The organism is Pseudaquabacterium inlustre, from assembly GCF_038066595.1.
Classification (GTDB): domain Bacteria; phylum Pseudomonadota; class Gammaproteobacteria; order Burkholderiales; family Burkholderiaceae_C; genus Pseudaquabacterium; species Pseudaquabacterium inlustre.
On sequence record NZ_JBBUTH010000006.1, the window covers coordinates 18,294 to 34,170 of the forward strand.

Here is a 15,877-nt window from a genome sequence, read left to right on the forward strand (position 1 = left end):
CGCTCCTTTCGTGTGCTGGGTTCATTGGCCGTGGTACTGCACCACGGTCTTGACGGTGCAGAACTCCTCCAGCGCCATGAAGCCCTTCTCGCGGCCGTGGCCGCTGCGCTTCACGCCGCCAAAGGGCAGCTCCACGCCACCGCCGGCGCCGTAGGTGTTGATGTAGACCTGGCCGCACTTCATGGCCTTGGCCACGCGGGTCTGGCGGCCGCCGTCGCGCGTCCAGATGCCGGCCAGCAGGCCGAAGTCGGTGGCGTTGGCCAGCGCGATGGCATCGGCCTCGTCGTCGAACGGGATGGCCGCCAGCACCGGGCCAAAAACCTCGTCGCAGGCCAGCTGGTGATCACGCGGCACCGGGCCGAACAGAGTGGGCGCCACGTAGTAGCCGCCCGGGTGCGTGCCCGCGGCCACCTGGCCCTGGGCCAGGATGGGAATGCCCGAATCGGTGGCGCGGCGGATGAAGCCCTCCACCCGCGCCTTCTGCGCCGCGTTGATCAGCGGGCCGCAGTCGCGGTCTTGCGCCGGGGTGCCGGCCGCGCTGGCCTGGAAGCGCTCGGCCACCGTGGCCATGAAGCGGTCGTAGATCGAGCGCTGCACCAGCAGCCGGCTGCCGGCCGAGCAGGTCTGGCCGGCGTTCTGCGTGATGGCCTTCAGGATGAAGGTGGCGGCGCGCTCCAGGTCGGCATCGTCGAACACGATCTGCGGGCTCTTGCCGCCGAGTTCCAGCACCACCTTCAGCGTGCGGTCGGCCGCGGCCTTCTGCACCAGCGTGCCCACCTCGGGGCTGCCGGTGAAGGTGACGAAGTCGATGTCGCGGTGCGCGGTGAGCGCGGCGCCGGCTTCCTCGCCCAGGCCGGTGACGACGTTCAGGGCGCCGTCGGGCAGGCCGGCCTCCTTGGCGATGTGGCAGAAGGCCAGCGGCGTCATGCAGGCGTCTTCGCTGGGCTTGAGCACCGCGGCATTGCCCATGGCCAGCGCCGGCACCACCGAGCGGCCGAACATCTGCGCCGGGTAGTTCCACGGCAGGATGTGGGCGGTGACGCCATAGGGCTCGCGCACCACCACCACGTGGAAGTCGTTCAGGTACGGGATCTGCTCGCCGTGCAGCTTGTCGGCCGCACCGCCGTAGAACTCGCAGTAGCGCGCGGCCACCGTGATGTCGTTGCGGGCTTGGCCGATGGGCTTGCCGGTGTCGCGTGATTCGAGCTGGGCCAGTTCTTCCGCGCGCTCCAGCATCAGCGCGCTCATGCGCAGCAGGATGCGGCCACGCTCGGTGGCGTTCAGCTTGCCCCAGGGGCCGCTGAGCGCGGCGCGGGCGGCGGCCACCGCGGCATCGATGTCGGGCGCCGTGCCGCGGGCCAGCGTGTCGAACACCTCGCCGGTGCTGGGGTCGATGACGGGCAGGGTTTCGCCGTTGGCGGCGGGCACCCATTGGCCGTTGATGAAGTGCTGGGCCAAGCGGGCCTCCTCGGGTTCCTGGGGGATCAGTGGATGGCGGCGGCGCGGGCCTCGTCGTGCACCAGCGCGCCGCGTTCGAGCACCAGGGTCTCGGTGGGGATGTCCTTGAGCAGGCTGCGGTTGGACTCGGTGATCACCACGCACAGCTCGGGCCGCACCTGGTGCAGCCGGTGCAGCGAGGCCGAGTACTGCTGCGCCAGCACCGGCGCCAGGCCCTGGAAGGGTTCGTCCAGCAGCACCAGGCGCTCGCCGGCCATCACGGCGCGGCCGAGTGCGGCCATCTTGCCCTGGCCGCCCGACAGCGCGGCGCCCGAGCGCGCCAGCATCGGCTGCAGCTCGGGCACGATGGTCAGCGTCTCGGCCAGGCGTTCATCGACGGCCTTGCGGCCCATGCCGATCACCTCGCAGGGGAAGCGCAGGTTCTCTTCCACCGTGAAGCTGGGGAACATCACGCGGTCTTCGGGCGCGTAGCCGATGCCCAGGCGCGCACGGTCGCGGGCGGGCACGCTGGCCAGGTCTTGCCCGTCGAGCAGGATGCGCCCGCCGTGGCCCGGCATGAAGCCCATGATGGTGCGCAGCAGCGTGGTCTTGCCGGCGCCATTGCGGCCCACCACGGCCACCGTGGCGCCGCGCGGCAGCGTGGCGCGGATGCCGCGCAGCACCGGGATGCCGGCGATGGTGGCGGAGACGTCTTCGAGGGTGAGCATGTCAGGCCTTTCGCCGGGCCGCCCCAAGGAAGGCCTGCGCCCCCTCGGGGGGCAGCGAACGGAGTGAGCGTGGGGGCGCCATCTCTACTCTCCGATCACGTTCTTGATCACGACCGGATCGCGCAGCACCTCGTCGGGCTTGCCATCGGCCGCGATGCGGCCCGCGATCCACGCCGCCAGCCGCGTGGCATAGCGGCGCACGATGTCGATGTCGTGCTCGACGAAGATGCTGGTCACCTGGCGTTCATCGAGCGCCTTCATCACCACCGCCATCAGGTCGTGCTTCTCGTCGCTGGACACGCCGCTGGTGGGCTCGTCCATGATCATCAGCTTGGGCCGCAGCACCAGGGCCATGGCCACGTCCAGCAGCTTGCGCTGGCCTTCGGGCAGGGCGCCCGACAGGTCGTGGGCGCGCGGCATCAGCTGCAGCAGTTCCAGCGTGGCGTCCACCTCGTCGGCGTTCACGGCTTGCGCCAGCGGCCGCCACAAACCGCCCGGCCTGCGGTGCACGGCCGAAGCGGCCAGCAGCAGGCATTCACGCACGGTGTGCTCGGTGAACACCTGCGGCAGCTGGAACGAGCGGCCCACGCCCAGGCGCGTGATGGCACGCGGGCTCTGTCCGGTGACGTCTGCGCCGTCGAAGAACACCTGGCCGCCATCGGCCTTCAGGTAGCCGGTGCAGATGTTGATGAAGGTGGTCTTGCCGGCGCCGTTCTGGCCCACCACGGCCAGGCGCTCGCCGGGCATCAGGTCGAAGTCGATGGCGTCGGCCGCGATCACGCCGCCGAACTTGAGCGACAGGCCACGCGTCGAAAGAAGTCCCTTCGGCGCGTTCATGCCTTCGCCCCCGCCGCCGGCAGCAGCCGCTTGGAGACCAGCCCGAAGATGCCCGTCGGCGCCACGAACACCATCACGATCAGCACCAGGCCCAGCGCCATCTGCCACGCACCGGTGAGCAGCGAAGCGGCATACAGCTTGACGAACTCGAACACGAAGGCGCCGATGAAGGCGCCCAGCGGATGCGCGCTGCCGCCCAGGATGGCGATGAACACCACCTCGCCCGAGCGCACCCAGTAGCCCATCTCCGGCGTGACCAGGCCTTGGGTCAGCGCAAACAGGCTGCCACCCAGGCCGCACAGCGCGGCCGACAGCAGGTAGCCGCCCCAGAACACGCGCTTGGCCGAGATGCCCAGATACTCCAGCCGCGTCTCGTTGGTCTTGATGGCCGCCAGCGCCTGGCCGTTGGCGCTGGCGAAGTAGCGCTGCACGGCCCAGCCGGCCGCAAGCGCCAGCAGCAGCGCCAGGCCCAGCAGCGCGGTCTCGAAGCCCTCGCGCTCCATGGCCACGAAGCCGAAGGTGGGCCGGTCGAAGCGCAGGCCATCGGTGCCGCCGGTGACGCCGCCGAACTTGCCCAGCACCGAGAACAGCACCATCGAGAACGCCAGGTTCAGCATGCCGAAGAAGATGCCGCGGTAGCGCACCATGAACACGCCGATCAGCGCGCCAGCCACCGTGGCCAGCAGCGTGCCGAGCGCGATCAGCAGCAGCGCATCCAGGTGCCAGGCGCGCGCCGTGAAGGCCACGGTGTAGCCGGCCAGGCACGCGAACATGGCATGGCCGAACGACACCTGGCCGGCGCGGATCAGCACGATGACACCGGCCACGCTCAGGCCGTTGGCCAGCGCCAGCAGCACCGGCGTCTTGAGCCAGGGGGCGGCGGCGGTGGCACCGGCCACGGCCAGCACCAGGGCCAGCACGACGAAGGAGAGACGACTCATTGCAGCCCCGCCGTCAGATACGGCGTGCAGCCGTGGTGGAGAACAGGCCTTCGGGCCGCAGCAGCAGCACGCCGACCATGATCAGGTAGGGCATCAGCACTTCCGCTTCAGGCAGCAGGTAGACGGCGAACGAGCGCGCCAGGCCGATCATCAGCGCCGCCAGCGCGGCGCCGCCGATCTGGCCCAGGCCGGCCGTGGCCACCACGGCAAAACTCAGCACCATCATGTCGGCGCCGATGCCGGGCGTGAAGCTGGTGGTGGGCGAGGCCAGCGCGCCGCCCAGCGCACCCAGCGCCCCGCCGATGGCAATCGTCAGCCAGGTGACGCGGTTCGTGTTGACGCCCATGGCCGTGGCCACCTCGCGGTGGTGCGTGACGGCCGTGACCTGGCGGCCCAGCGCCGTGCCACCGAGAAACCAGCGCAGCCCCAGGAAGGCCGCCACCGCCACCACCGGCAGCACCAGCAGCTGGTAGCGGGTGTAGGTGACACCCACCACCTCCAGCGTGCCCAGCTGCTCGACCACGGTGGACACGAACACCGGCTGCACGCCCCAGATCAGGCGCTGCAGGTCCTCCAGCACCATGAAGGCGGCGAAGGTGACCAGCAGCTGCAGGATCGGGTCCTTGTCGAGGATGCGGCGCAGCAGCGCGAACTCGAGCACCGTGCCCAGCAGTCCGCCGATGACCAGCGCCGCGGCGAACAGCGCCGGCAGCGCCAGCCAGGCCGGCAGCGCGAACTGCGCGATGCCCAGGCCCAGCGTGGCGGCGAAGTAGCCGCCCCAGGCATACAGGCTGCCGTGCGCGATGTTGAGGATGCGCATGACGCCGAAGATCAGCGTCAGCCCCAGCGCCACCAGGAACAGCAGTGCCGCATACGACACGCCGTCCATCAGCGCCAGCACGATCAGGTTGGCGTCCATCCGGGCGGCAACTCCTTCAAGCCTTGGGAACGCGCGACGTCACTTGAAATCGTGGGTCTTGAGCTGGTCGGACGTGAGCACCTTCAGCACCGCCGGGTTGATCGACTTCACCCAGTTCGGCGACTGCTGGCCCACCGGTGTGGTCACCAGCTCGGCCGGCACGATGACCATCTTGTCCATCACCGCGAACGGGTACTTGGGCGTGCGCTTGGTCACGCCCAGCAGCTGGGCTTCCAGGCCCTGGCCGTCCTCGCGCATCGTCACCTCGCGGCCGTAGGCCTTGAACTTCATCTTGCGCATGGCCTCGGCCACCTGCTCGGGGCTGGGCCACTTGCCGCCGTTGGCCTTGATCGCCGCCTCGTAGCCGGTCTTCAGGCCCACCAGGGCCTGGGCCATGTGGTAGGTGGGATAGATCGGGTAGGCGCCGGTCTTGGCCTTGAACTTGGCGATGAAGTCCTTGTGTGCCGGGTCGTTCTGGGTTTCGGGGTGCAGCCAGTAGTGGTCGCCGCGGGCGCCGACGATCACGCCCTCGGGCAGCGCATCGCCCAGGCGCTCGAAGCTGCTCTCGGCCAGCGGCAGCACGAACTGCGTGCCGCTCTTGAGCAGGCCGCGCTGCGCGGCCTGGCGCACGAAGGTGTCCAGATCACCGCCCCAGCTGGTGTTGAGCACCACGTCGGGCTTGAGCGCCTGCAGGCGCGAGATCTCGGTGGAGAAATCGGACGCGCCCAGCTTCGGGAACATCTCGGCCACCACCTTCACGTCGGGCTTCAGGGCCTTGAGCGTGTTGATGAAGATCTCCCAGCTGTCACGGCCCCAGGCGTAATCCTGGTTGACCACGGCCACGGTCTTGAACTCGGGCTTCATCTTCAGCAGGTACAGCACCGTGGCCACCATCTCGGTGGTGGCGTTGGCCTGGGTGCGCACCACGTACTTGAAGCGCTTGTTCTCGAGGATCTTCTCGGTGCCGCAGTCCCACATCACGTTCAGGACCTTCAGGTCCTCGGCCACCGGCGCCACGATGTTGCAGTTGCCGCTGCTGATGGCCGACAGCATCACCTTCACGCCCTGCTCCTGCACCAGGCGGCGGTACTCGCTGAGCATCTTGTCGCCGCCGATGCCTTCGTCGATGAAGGTGGGCACCACCTTGACGCCACCGATGCCGCCCTTGGCATTGATCTCGTCGATCAGCAGCTCGGCCGCGGCCTTGCCCGGCACGCCGAACACGCTGGCCGCGCCCGAGGTGAAGGTGGTGATGCCCACCTTCAGTTCAGCCGGCTTGTCCTGCGCGGCGGCGGGGGCCAGAACGGCGGCCGACAAGGCCAGCGCGGCCAGGGCCTGGGACAGGTGGGAAAGGCGCATCGGTGTCTCCTGCTTGTACGGGGAGCCGGGCGGCATCGGGGCCACGCACGGCGTTGCCTAGGCCCCTTGCCGGGGCTGGCCGGCGCAGTATGCAACCGGCCCCTGGCCGCACCCGTTCGCCTTTGTGGAAGCGCGCCTTTGCCCGGCCGGAAGGTGCCCGGCGGGCTGTCGCAGGCTGCGACAGCAGGCCCGGGGCCTCAGCCGGGCGCGCGCTGCGCCAGGAACTCCAGCACCATGGCCGCCTGGGCCTGGGTGCGGCGCGCGAAATCGGCCCGGCCCGGCGTCTCGATGCAGGCCGCCACGGCCGCGCCGCATTCGGTCATCCAGCATTCGAACGAGCCGTCGAAGTGGTTGTGGATCAGGCCACCGCGCACGGTGCAGCCATCCACGTCGCCATCGGGGGCCAGGGTAAACCAGCGGGCGCCGGCGGCCACCAGGCACTGGCTGAACGGGCCTGGCGTGGCCTGCGGCTCGAAGCTGTAGACATAGGCCCAGGGCCGCGTGAGGTCTTCGTGGCAGGCCAGCACGCCGTCGCGCGCAGCGGCGGCCAGGCGCTCGCCATGGCGCAGCAGCACCTCGCCCTCGGCCGAGGGCGCATGGGCACCGCCGTGGCCACCCATGCCGCGGTTGGGGTTCTGGCCCAGCGCGTTGAGCCGCCGGCCGGCGGTGAAGCCCGAACCGCTCACCAGGGGCAACAGGCTCAGGTGCACGCGCGCCAGCAGCGCCTGGGGCAGCAGGCGCAGCGCCAGCACCAGGCCCCAGGGGCCGGCCGACTCGTTGCCATGGAAGCCGCTGGCGATCAGCAGCCGGGGCGCGCCATCCGGCGCCGCATCGGCCGGGCGCTGCCACCGGGTGATGGCATGGCCCAGCGCGTCGCCCAGCCGCTCGGGTGCGAAGCCGCGCGCGGTAGCGATGGCGGCGAACTCGGCCTCGAAGGCCGCCAGGTCGTTGCTGGCGCCGCCCTCGGGCCGCGGCCACACATCGGGTGGCGGCAGCGTGCCGCCGTCGGGCGGCGCGCTCACCGGGCCACTCCGGGCGCCGAGGCCGCGGGCGCCGACGGCGGCGCCGGCACCGGGCAACCGCGCGCCTGCCGCAGGCCCTTCAGAAAGCCGCGCCGCACGCCGCCGGCGGCTATGGCCGCCGCCACCTGGCGCGAGCGGCGCTCGGCGCCGCTGAGCTTGCGCACCCAGCCCCGGAAGGGCACCACGCCCTCCACGGTGCGCTGCAGTGCGCCGAAGGCGGCGTCGGTGGCCAGCGTGGTGCCGCGCTCGATCAGGCCGGGGTTGTCGGGGTTGGGCGGCGCGTCCAGGTCGGGGCCCAGGGCCTCGTCCAGCGCGTCGATCTCGGCCTGCAGCGGCAGGCAGCCGCGCGCGTCGGCGCTGCCGGGCAGCGGGGCGTCGGGCGGGCCGTAGGGCGACTTCTGCGCCGCCTGCAGCACCTCGGGAATGATGGTCTGCATCAGGTTCAGGTCGACCAGCGGCGAGGTGGCCACGGCCTCGGCGCGCTGCGCCTCGCGCGAGGCGCAGCCGAGCAGGGCCAGGCTGCCGCCCACCAGCAAGGCGACGCGGGCGGCGCGCCTCATGCGCGCCGCGCCGCGCACAGGCGGGGTGGCGGCGGGGTCAGGGTGGGCAGAACAGGTACGGGCATCGGGCGGTCTCCAGGCCGGGCGGCGTGCCAGCGCACGGCCCGCCAGTGTCATTGCAACACCGACAGCGTACGCCCCAGGCGCGGCAGCCAGGATCCGGTGATGTCCGCAGACACCAGCACATGGTGGGCCCGGCCGATCAGCAGATGGCGCGGCACGGTGCCGATGTAGCGCGAATCCTCGCTGTTGTCGCGGTTGTCGCCCAGCACGAACACATGGTCGGCCGGCACCGTGACCGGCGCAAAGCTGCGCCGCGCGCCCACGCTGGGCAGGAACTGCACCGTGTGCTCGTGGCCGTCCAGCTGTTCGCGCGCCCGTGTGGCGGGCACGTGCACGGCCGGCGCCAGCGGCTCGCTGTGCTGCTGGAAGCCGGCATAGCGCGCGGGCTGGTGGTTCACGAACAGCACCTCGTCGCGCATCTCCACCACATCGCCCGGCAAGGCCACCACGCGCTTGATCAGCCGCGTGCCGTTGGCGGGCGAGCTGAAGGTGACGATGTCGCCGCGCCGCGGCTCGCCCAGGCGGGCCAGTGCCCGGTCGGTCAGCGGCAGCTTCAGGTCATAGGCCAGGCGGTTGACCAGCACCACATCGCCTTCGACGATGGTGGGCCGCATCGAGCCGGTGGGCACCGGGTTCCAGTCGGCCACCGCGGTGCGGAAGAAGCCGAAGCACAGCAGGAACACCAGGAACGCGCGGTTCTCGCGCAGCCATGTCGTCATTGCACACTCCCTCGTCGGTCTGGCGTGCCCCCCTTGGCCGCCCGCACGACAGACCCGGCTGGTGCGCGGAGGTTCCGCGGTCGGCAGCGGCTTCAGACGTTCAGCCCCAGCGCGCCCGCTGCGGCGGGCCGCTGAAGTCCAGCTGCGCCACCGGCACCGCCGCATTGGCGCGGCCGGGGTAGCGCAGCCAGGTGATCGCGGTGTTGAGGTCGCGCACCACGCCCTCGGCCTCGATGCGCTGGCCGTCGGGCAGGGCCAGGGTGTCGGTGCTGTGGGCGTCGCTCACCAGCGTGAGGTCATAGCCCCGGTCGAGCGCGCCATAGGCGGTGGCGCGGATGCACCAGCCCGTGGCGGCGCCGGCCAGCACCAGGTGCGTGGCGCCCAGCTCGGCCAGGCGCGCTTCCAGCGGCGTGTCCTCGAAGGCCGAGTTGTACTGTTTGGGGATCAGCGTCTCGCCGGCCGCCGGCACCAGCTCGGGCACCCACTGCCAGGCCGGCGTGCCCGGCTGCAGCTCGTCGTTGGCGTGCTGCACCCAGATCACCGGCACGCCCTGCGCACGCGCGCGGTCCACCGCGCGCGCCATGTTGGCGATCACCCGCGTCGCCTCCCAGGCCTGGGCCATCACGCCCACTTGCGCATCCACCACCAGCAGCACTGCCCGGTGCCCGTCACGCACGCTCGCCATGGTCACTCCCTGCAGCGGCGATGGCCCATGCCACCGGCCGTGCGCGCAGTGTGCCCGAGCTCAGCCTGCGCGGCCGTTCAGGCGGGGATACAGCGCCCTGAAGCGCGCGTACCGCGCCATCAGCCCGTCGCGCCAGGCCGGCACCGGCTCGAAGGCCTGCTTCACTGGCGCCGCAGCGCAGATGGCCGCCTCGTCGGCCTGCAGGCCCTGCTCGGCCAGCCAGCCCAGGCGTGCGGCGCCCAGCGCTGCGCCAGTCTCGCCCCCCTCGCGCAGCACCAGCGGGCGTTCGATCAGCGTGGCCAGCAGCCGCGCCCAGTGCGCGCTGCGTGCGCCGCCGCCCACCAGCGACAGCTGCTTCGCCAGCGCGCGCTCGTCGGCGTCCAGGGCCTGCCAGCCGTCCAGCAGACCGAAGCCCACGCCCTCCAGCACCGCCTGCGCCAGGTGGCCGCGGCCGTGGGCGTGGGTCAGGCCGATGAAGGCGGCCTGGGCCTCGGGGTTGTTGTACGGGGTGCGCTCACCGCCCAGGTAAGGCAGGAAGATCGGCGCGCGCTCGCGCTCGGCGGGGCTCAGGGCTTCGGCCTCGGCCACCAACTCGGCCTCGCTGGCCGCGCCGGTGGCCTCCTTGGCCCAGCGCAGCGCGCTGGCGGCCGAGAGCATCACGCTCATCTGGTGCCAGCGGCCCGGCAGCGCATGGCAGAAGGCATGCACCGCCGCCGGCGGGTTGGGCCGGTAGCGGCTGCCGGCCAGGAAGATGACGCCGCTGGTGCCCAGCGACACGAAGCCCTGGCCCGGCGCGGTGGCGCCGATGCCCACCGCGCTGGCGGCGTTGTCGCCCGCGCCACCGGCGATCGGGATGCCCGCCGGCAGGCCCCAGCGCGCGGCCAGCGCATCGCTCAGGTGGCCGGCCACGTCGCTGCCTTCCACCACGCGCGGCATCTGCGCCTCGCTCAGCCCGCAGGCGGCCAGCACGGTGGGGCTCCAGCGGCGCGCGGCCACATCGAGCCACAGCGTGCCGGAGGCGTCGCTGGCGTCCATGGCCTTCTCGCCCACCTGGCCGCCCCCGCTCAGCTCGAAGCGCAGCCAGTCCTTGGGCAGCAGCACGGTGGCCACGCGATCGAACAGCGCCGGCTCGTGCTTGCGCACCCACAGCAGCTTGGGCGCGGTGAAGCCGGGCATGGCCAAGTTGCCGGCGATCTGGTGCAGCGCCGGCACGGCCGCTTCCAGCTCGGCGCATTCGGCGCCGCAGCGGCCGTCGTTCCACAGGATGGCCGGGCGCAGCACCTGGCCCTGGGCATCCAGCAGCACGGCGCCATGCATCTGGCCCGACAGGCCGATGGCGCGCACCTGGGCCAGGGCCTGCGGCGCCTGGTGCTTCAACTGGGCCATCGCCGCATCCAGCGCCGCCCACCAGTCGGCCGGGTGCTGCTCGCTCCACAGCGGCTGCGGGCGCTGCAGCGTCAGCGGCGCACCGGTGGTGGCGACGATGCGGTGATCGTCGGCCAGCAGCAGCAGCTTGATCTCCGAGGTGCCGAGGTCGATGCCGAGGTACATGGATTAATTCGATCCCGCGAAGCGGTTGGCCGACTGCTTGCGGAAATCGCTGGGCGTCATGCCCTTGACTTCCAGGAAGCGGCGGTTGAAGTTGGCCACGTTGTTGAAACCCACCTCGTAGCAGATGTGGGTGATGAGGCGGTCGCTCTCCATCAGCAGCTGGCAGGCGCGGTGCACGCGCACGCGGTTGACGAAGTCGACAAAGGTGTTGCCGGTGGCGCGGCGGAAGAAACGCGAGAAGCGGCTTTCGCTCATGCCCAGCTCGGCCGCCACGTCGGCCAGCGTGATGGGGTCGGCGATGTGGTCGGTGATGCGGCTGACCACGGCGTGGATCTGCGCGATCGCCGCATCGTCGCCATCGCTTTGCAGCTGCACGCTGGACAGCAGGCGGTAGTCGGTGCAGGCAGCCAGGTCGGCCAGGTAGTCGCAGAAGGCGGTGATGCGGCGCAGGCCACGCGAGGCCTTGACGCGGCGCCAGTGCGCTTCAGCGCGATCGGACAGGCCGAAGAATTCGATGCCGTTCTTGGCCCGCTCCAGCAGCGGCAGCACCTCGCGCAGCTCGGGGATGGTGTCGGCCGCGCGGGCCAGCGGCTCATGCGAGAACTGGATCACCAGGTCGCGCTCTTCCACGCCGCCGGCGGGCATGTCCAGGCTCACCCAGTTGTGCGGCAGGCGCGGGCCGGTGAGCACCAGCTGCCCCGGCTGGAACGGCCCGATCCAGTCGCCCACGAACACCTTGCCGCTGGTGCTGGTGATCAGGTGCAGCTCGTACTCGTCGTGGTAGTGCCAGCGCGCCAGCGGCGTGGGAAAGCCGTGCGACAGGCAGCGCACGAAACCCACCTCGCTGGACGACTCGTAGCCCAGGTCGGGCGAGCGCGCGAGCTCATGCTCCAGCTCAGGCCGGATGTCGCGGGGCAGGCTGGGCTTGACCGACATGAAGGAACCGTTCTTCAGCCAGCCGTGCGGCGTGCAACGAAGTCCTGCACGCGGCCATCGGCCACGCGCAGCGCGTCCACCAGGCGCGCATCGCCGGCCAGTTCGCCCCACAGCGGGCGGTCGGCGGCGAAGGCCACCACCGGGTCGGCGGCCTCGCAGATGGCGTGGGCCACGGCCGGGTCCATGGCCTGGTCCTGGTAGGTGTACGGGATCTGGCCGCGGTGCCAGCGCTGCAGGTAGGCCAGGAACAGCGCCGGCAGCATGCTGACGCTGGCGATGCCCTCGCCGCGCGCCAGGCGCTCGCGGATCGTCGGCGCGATGAAGCCGGGGATCTTGCTGAAGCCGTCCATGGCCACGCGCTGGTTGGTGTCCTGGATGGCCGGGTTGCCGAAGCGGTCGAGCACCGTGTCGCGGTAAAGGGCCAAGTTCAGCGGGCACGGGTGCTCGGGCGTGTCGAGCACGGGAATCGTGTCGTCGGTGACGTAGTCGAACGCGAGCTGGCGGATCTCGGCGTCGTGCGTGCCTTCGTGGATGTAGAGCATGCCCGCCAGCGTGCCAGCCCAGGCGATGCAGCTGTGCGTGGCGTTGAGCAGGCGGATCTTGGCTTCTTCGTAGGCCTGCACCGAGGCCACCATCTCCACGCCCACGGTCTCCCATGCGGGCCGGCCGGCGATGAAGCGGTCTTCGATCACCCACTGGATGAAGCTCTCGCCCATCAGCGCGGCCGGGTCGTCCACGCCGGTGGCGGCCTTCACACGCGCCGCCACCTCGGGCGTGGGCCGCGGCGTGATGCGGTCGACCATGGCGTTGGGGCTGCTGGTGTGGGCCTCCACCCAGGCCTTCAGCGCGGCATCACCCAGCGCATCGATGAACTGCAGCAGGCCGCTGCGCGAGCGGTCGCCGTTGTGGCGCAGGTTGTCGCAGTTCAGCAGCGTGACGGCACCGGCGCCGTTGGCCATGCGCGCGCGCAGCAGGCGCACCAGGGCGCCGTAGATGGTGTGGCCACTGGCACTCACCGTACCGGCGCGCACGGCCTCCAGGTCGGCTTTCAGCTCAGGGAAGCCGGCCCAGTCGAGCTGGTTCTTCGCATCGAGGTAGTAGCCGGCCTCGGTGACGGTGAAGGACACGATGCGCGTGGCGGCATCGGCGCCCACGGCGATCAGCGGCGCCAGGTCGGGCTGGTAGCCGATGACGTGCTTGATCGAGGTGATGCGCGTGTAGCTGCGCTCGCCCTGCGGCGTCACCGTCTCCAGCGTGTAGGCGCCGCCTTGCGCCTGCAGCGCGGCGATGGTGTCGGCCATGTCGGGGCGCAGGTTGCCGCCGGCCAGTTGCCAGCGCGTATCACCCGCCTCGCGCAGCTGGTGGATGTAGAGGGCCTGGTGGGCGCGGTGGAACGAACCCAGGCCGAGGTGGAGCATCGTGAACATGGTCGGGCCTTGATGGTCAGGCAGGAAAGGGGAACAGCAATCAGAGGTCGAAGTTGGTCGGCATCATCACCACGTCGCGGATGGTCATGCCGCGTGGCCGGGTCAGCATGAACAGCACCACCTCGGCCACTTCAGCGGCCTCGACCAGGCTGCCATTGGCCTTGGCCTCGGCCAGCTTCTCGGCCGGCCAGTCGGCCAGCAGCGAGGTGATCACCGGGCCGGGCGAGATGGCGCCCACGCGGATGCCGTGCTTGAACACCTGGCGCCGCACGGTCTGCACGAAGCAGTCCACCGCCCATTTGGACGCGGCGTACACCGGCTCCCACGGCGTGGGGAAATGCGCCGCCAGCGAGCTGGTGACGATGATGTCGCCCCGGCCCTGGGCGATGAAGTGCGGCAGCACGTTGTGCACGTTCTTCATCACCACGTTGACGTTGAGCGTCAGCATGCGGTCGATGGCGTCGGGTTCGGCATCGACCAGGTCGCCGCCGATGTACAGGCCCGCATTGGCGTGCAGGATGTCCAGCCCGCCGGCCAGCGCCAGCACGCGCTGCAGCAGGGTCTTGCACTGGGCGGCGTCCAGCAGATCGAGCACCAGCGGCAGCGCGGCCTCGCCGATGCTGGCGCAGGCGCGGGCCAGCGCGGCCTCGTCGCGGTCGATCAGCACCACGCGGGCGCCGGCCGCGGCCAGGGCCGTGGCGCTGGCCAGGCCGATGCCCGAGGCTGCGCCGGTGACGGCGGCCACCTGGCCCTGCAGCTTGCCGAAGAAGGTCATCGCCGGCCCCCGCTCAGGCTGCGGCGCGGCCGGGCACCACGCGACCGGCGGTGTCGAACCAGTGCGCCTGGCGCGTGTCCAGCGTCAGGCTCACGCGCTCGCCGGGGCGCAGCGTGCTGCGGCTGTTCTGGCGCGCGGCGAACTGCGCGCCAGCCGAGGTGCGCACGTACACCAGGGTCTCGGCGCCCAGCGCCTCGATCAGCTCCACGCTGGCTTCCACCGGCGTGCTGCCGGCCGGCTGCACCACGATGCTCTCGGGCCGCAGGCCCACCGAGCCACCGGCCGCGCCGGCGGGTGCCTCGCTGCGCACCAGCGTGGGCGTCTGCTCCAGCGGCACCACGTTCATCTGCGGCGTGCCGATGAACTGGGCCACGAACCGGTTGGCCGGGCGGTCATAGAGCTCCAGCGGCGAGCCCACCTGCTCGATCAGGCCGTCCTTCAGCACCACCACGCGGTCGGCCAGGGTCATGGCCTCCACCTGGTCGTGCGTGACGTAGATGGTGGTGGCGCCCAGCTCGCGGTGCAGCTTGGCGATCTCCACGCGCGTCTGGCCGCGCAGCGCGGCGTCCAGGTTGGACAGCGGCTCGTCGAACAGGAACACCTTGGGCGAGCGCACGATGGCGCGGCCGATGGCCACGCGCTGGCGCTGGCCGCCCGACAGTTCCTTGGGCAGGCGCTTGAGGTAGGCGCCCAGGTTCAGGATCTCGGCGGCGCGGCCCACCTTCTGGCGGATCTCGGCCGGGTCGGCCTTGGCCAGGCGCAGCGCGAAGCTCATGTTGTCTTCCACCGTCATGTGCGGGTAGAGCGCATAGCTCTGGAAGACCATGGCCAGGTCGCGCTGGCTGCTGGGCACGTCGGTGATGTCGCGGCCGTCGAGCACCAGGCGGCCCTCGTCGATGCGCTCCAGCCCGGCAATCAGCCGCAGCAGCGTGCTCTTGCCGCAGCCCGAGGGGCCGACGAAGACCACGAACTCGCCGCGCTCGATCGTGAGGTCGACGCCCTTGATGGTGTGCACCGGGCCGAAGCGCTTGTGGATGCCCTGGAGTTGGAGGAATGCCATGGGTGTCTCCGGAATTACTTGACGGCGCCGAAGGTCAGACCTTGGACCAGTTGTTTCTGGCTGAACCAGCCGAACACGACGATGGGGGCGATGGCCATCAGCGAGGCCGCCGACAGCTTGGCCCAGAAGAGGCCCTCGGGGCTGGAGTAGCTGGCGATCAGCGCCGCCAGCGTGCCGGCGTTGGCCGCCGAGAGGTTCAGGCTCCAGAAGGCCTCGTTCCAGCTGAGCACCAGGCACAGCAGGCCGGTGGAGGCCAGACCGCCCATGCCCAGCGGCACCAGCACATGCCGGAACTCACCCCACAGGCCGGCACCGTCCATGCGCGCGGCTTCCAGGATCTCGTGCGGGATCTCCTTGAAGTGCGAGTACAGCATCCACACCATGATCGGCAGGTTGCTCAGTGCGAACACGATGGTCAGGCCCAGCGTGCTGTCGAGCAGGTGGGTCTTCTGCGCCATCACGTACACCGGCACCAGCGCGCCCACGGCGGGCATGAACTTGGTGGACAGCATCCACATCAGCACGTCCTTGGTGCGCTGGGTGGGGAAGAAGGCCATGGCATAGGCCGCCGGCGCGGCCAGCAGCAGGCCCAGCAGCGTGGAGCCGACGCTGGTGATGATGGAGTTCTTGGCGAACAGCAGGTAGTCGCTGCGCTCCTGCACTTCGTGGAAGGCCTCCAGCGTGGGCGTGAAGAACCACAGCGTGGGCACCTCGATGGCCTGCAGCTCGGTCTTGAAGGCCGTGACGAACAGGAAGATCAAGGGGAACACGTACAGCAGCGACACCAGCCAGGCGGCCACGGTGCGCAGCGCCTGCAGCCAGTCGAACGGGACGGGACGGGTGGACATGGTGGGGCTC

General features: G+C 70.9%; 16 protein-coding genes. All 16 read right to left on the reverse strand.

Annotation, left to right across the window (positions count from 1 at the left end; genetic code table 11):
- Nucleotides 1-21: 21 nt before the first annotated feature.
- Entirely contained in the window at nt 22-1,458 is a 1,437-nt protein-coding gene (locus tag AACH10_RS11520; protein ID WP_341410560.1) for an aldehyde dehydrogenase family protein, read from the reverse strand.
- A 26-nt stretch (nt 1,459-1,484) separates the two neighbouring features.
- On the reverse strand, nt 1,485-2,165 hold the full coding sequence (locus AACH10_RS11525; protein WP_341410561.1) for an ABC transporter ATP-binding protein: 681 nt from the start codon (nt 2,163-2,165) through the stop codon (nt 1,485-1,487).
- 84 nt (nt 2,166-2,249) lie between these two features.
- Nucleotides 2,250-3,002 carry an ABC transporter ATP-binding protein gene (locus AACH10_RS11530; protein ID WP_341410562.1) on the reverse strand — a complete coding sequence of 251 codons (753 nt, stop codon included), beginning with the start codon at nt 3,000-3,002 and terminating at the stop codon, nt 2,250-2,252.
- Nucleotides 2,999-3,943 (reverse strand): branched-chain amino acid ABC transporter permease, encoded by a 945-nt coding sequence (locus AACH10_RS11535; protein WP_341410563.1) that lies wholly within the window; start codon nt 3,941-3,943, stop codon nt 2,999-3,001. Before AACH10_RS11535 ends, AACH10_RS11530 begins: the two co-directional genes overlap by 4 nt.
- 13 nt (nt 3,944-3,956) lie before the next feature.
- Nucleotides 3,957-4,862: a branched-chain amino acid ABC transporter permease gene (locus AACH10_RS11540; RefSeq protein ID WP_341410564.1), complete on the reverse strand. Its 906-nt coding sequence runs from the start codon at nt 4,860-4,862 to the stop codon at nt 3,957-3,959.
- Nucleotides 4,863-4,901: 39 nt separating this feature from the next.
- On the reverse strand, nt 4,902-6,221 hold the full coding sequence (locus AACH10_RS11545; protein ID WP_341410565.1) for an ABC transporter substrate-binding protein: 1,320 nt from the start codon (nt 6,219-6,221) through the stop codon (nt 4,902-4,904).
- 197 nt (nt 6,222-6,418) lie between these two features.
- Nucleotides 6,419-7,243 (reverse strand): M14 family metallopeptidase, encoded by an 825-nt coding sequence (locus AACH10_RS11550; protein WP_341410566.1) that lies wholly within the window; start codon nt 7,241-7,243, stop codon nt 6,419-6,421.
- The gene (locus tag AACH10_RS11555; protein ID WP_341410567.1) at nt 7,240-7,803 is read right to left on the reverse strand and encodes a hypothetical protein; all 564 of its coding nucleotides are present in this window, start codon (nt 7,801-7,803) and stop codon (nt 7,240-7,242) included. The genes AACH10_RS11550 and AACH10_RS11555 overlap by 4 nt, the downstream gene beginning before the upstream one ends.
- 113 nt (nt 7,804-7,916) lie before the next feature.
- Entirely contained in the window at nt 7,917-8,585 is a 669-nt protein-coding gene (lepB, locus tag AACH10_RS11560) for a signal peptidase I (RefSeq protein ID WP_341410568.1), read from the reverse strand.
- A 100-nt stretch (nt 8,586-8,685) separates the two neighbouring features.
- Nucleotides 8,686-9,270 carry a cysteine hydrolase family protein gene (locus AACH10_RS11565; RefSeq protein WP_341410569.1) on the reverse strand — a complete coding sequence of 195 codons (585 nt, stop codon included), beginning with the start codon at nt 9,268-9,270 and terminating at the stop codon, nt 8,686-8,688.
- A gap of 60 nt (nt 9,271-9,330) precedes the next feature.
- Nucleotides 9,331-10,821: a xylulokinase gene (gene xylB, locus AACH10_RS11570; RefSeq protein ID WP_341410570.1), complete on the reverse strand. Its 1,491-nt coding sequence runs from the start codon at nt 10,819-10,821 to the stop codon at nt 9,331-9,333.
- Nucleotides 10,822-10,824: 3 nt separating this feature from the next.
- Entirely contained in the window at nt 10,825-11,757 is a 933-nt protein-coding gene (locus tag AACH10_RS11575; protein WP_341410571.1) for an AraC family transcriptional regulator, read from the reverse strand.
- Between the two features lie 14 nt (nt 11,758-11,771).
- Nucleotides 11,772-13,184, reverse strand: a complete 1,413-nt coding sequence (dalD, locus tag AACH10_RS11580) for a D-arabinitol 4-dehydrogenase (protein WP_341410572.1) — start codon at nt 13,182-13,184, stop codon at nt 11,772-11,774.
- Between the two features lie 40 nt (nt 13,185-13,224).
- Nucleotides 13,225-13,959 carry an SDR family oxidoreductase gene (locus tag AACH10_RS11585; protein WP_341410573.1) on the reverse strand — a complete coding sequence of 245 codons (735 nt, stop codon included), beginning with the start codon at nt 13,957-13,959 and terminating at the stop codon, nt 13,225-13,227.
- A gap of 13 nt (nt 13,960-13,972) precedes the next feature.
- A complete protein-coding gene (locus AACH10_RS11590) occupies nt 13,973-15,019 on the reverse strand; it encodes an ABC transporter ATP-binding protein (protein ID WP_341410574.1) in 1,047 nt (348 codons plus the stop codon).
- Nucleotides 15,020-15,033: 14 nt separating this feature from the next.
- Nucleotides 15,034-15,867 (reverse strand): carbohydrate ABC transporter permease, encoded by an 834-nt coding sequence (locus AACH10_RS11595; protein WP_341410575.1) that lies wholly within the window; start codon nt 15,865-15,867, stop codon nt 15,034-15,036.
- Nucleotides 15,868-15,877: the final 10 nt, after the last annotated feature.

Excerpts from the sequence above, each read along its gene's own strand:
- AACH10_RS11565 (WP_341410569.1), bottom strand. The coding sequence starts at position 9,270 with ATGGCGAGCGTGCGTGACGGGCACCGGGCAGTGCTGCTGGTGGTGGAT.
- AACH10_RS11575 (WP_341410571.1), bottom strand. The coding sequence starts at position 11,757 with ATGTCGGTCAAGCCCAGCCTGCCCCGCGACATCCGGCCTGAGCTGGAG.
- xylB (WP_341410570.1), bottom strand. The coding sequence starts at position 10,821 with ATGTACCTCGGCATCGACCTCGGCACCTCGGAGATCAAGCTGCTGCTG.
- AACH10_RS11530 (WP_341410562.1), bottom strand. The coding sequence starts at position 3,002 with ATGAACGCGCCGAAGGGACTTCTTTCGACGCGTGGCCTGTCGCTCAAG.
- AACH10_RS11535 (WP_341410563.1), bottom strand. The coding sequence starts at position 3,943 with ATGAGTCGTCTCTCCTTCGTCGTGCTGGCCCTGGTGCTGGCCGTGGCC.
- AACH10_RS11595 (WP_341410575.1), bottom strand. The coding sequence starts at position 15,867 with ATGTCCACCCGTCCCGTCCCGTTCGACTGGCTGCAGGCGCTGCGCACC.
- AACH10_RS11585 (WP_341410573.1), bottom strand. The coding sequence starts at position 13,959 with ATGACCTTCTTCGGCAAGCTGCAGGGCCAGGTGGCCGCCGTCACCGGC.
- lepB (WP_341410568.1), bottom strand. The coding sequence starts at position 8,585 with ATGACGACATGGCTGCGCGAGAACCGCGCGTTCCTGGTGTTCCTGCTG.
- AACH10_RS11555 (WP_341410567.1), bottom strand. The coding sequence starts at position 7,803 with ATGAGGCGCGCCGCCCGCGTCGCCTTGCTGGTGGGCGGCAGCCTGGCC.
- AACH10_RS11545 (WP_341410565.1), bottom strand. The coding sequence starts at position 6,221 with ATGCGCCTTTCCCACCTGTCCCAGGCCCTGGCCGCGCTGGCCTTGTCG.
- AACH10_RS11540 (WP_341410564.1), bottom strand. The coding sequence starts at position 4,862 with ATGGACGCCAACCTGATCGTGCTGGCGCTGATGGACGGCGTGTCGTAT.
- AACH10_RS11590 (WP_341410574.1), bottom strand. The coding sequence starts at position 15,019 with ATGGCATTCCTCCAACTCCAGGGCATCCACAAGCGCTTCGGCCCGGTG.
- AACH10_RS11525 (WP_341410561.1), bottom strand. The coding sequence starts at position 2,165 with ATGCTCACCCTCGAAGACGTCTCCGCCACCATCGCCGGCATCCCGGTG.
- dalD (WP_341410572.1), bottom strand. The coding sequence starts at position 13,184 with ATGTTCACGATGCTCCACCTCGGCCTGGGTTCGTTCCACCGCGCCCAC.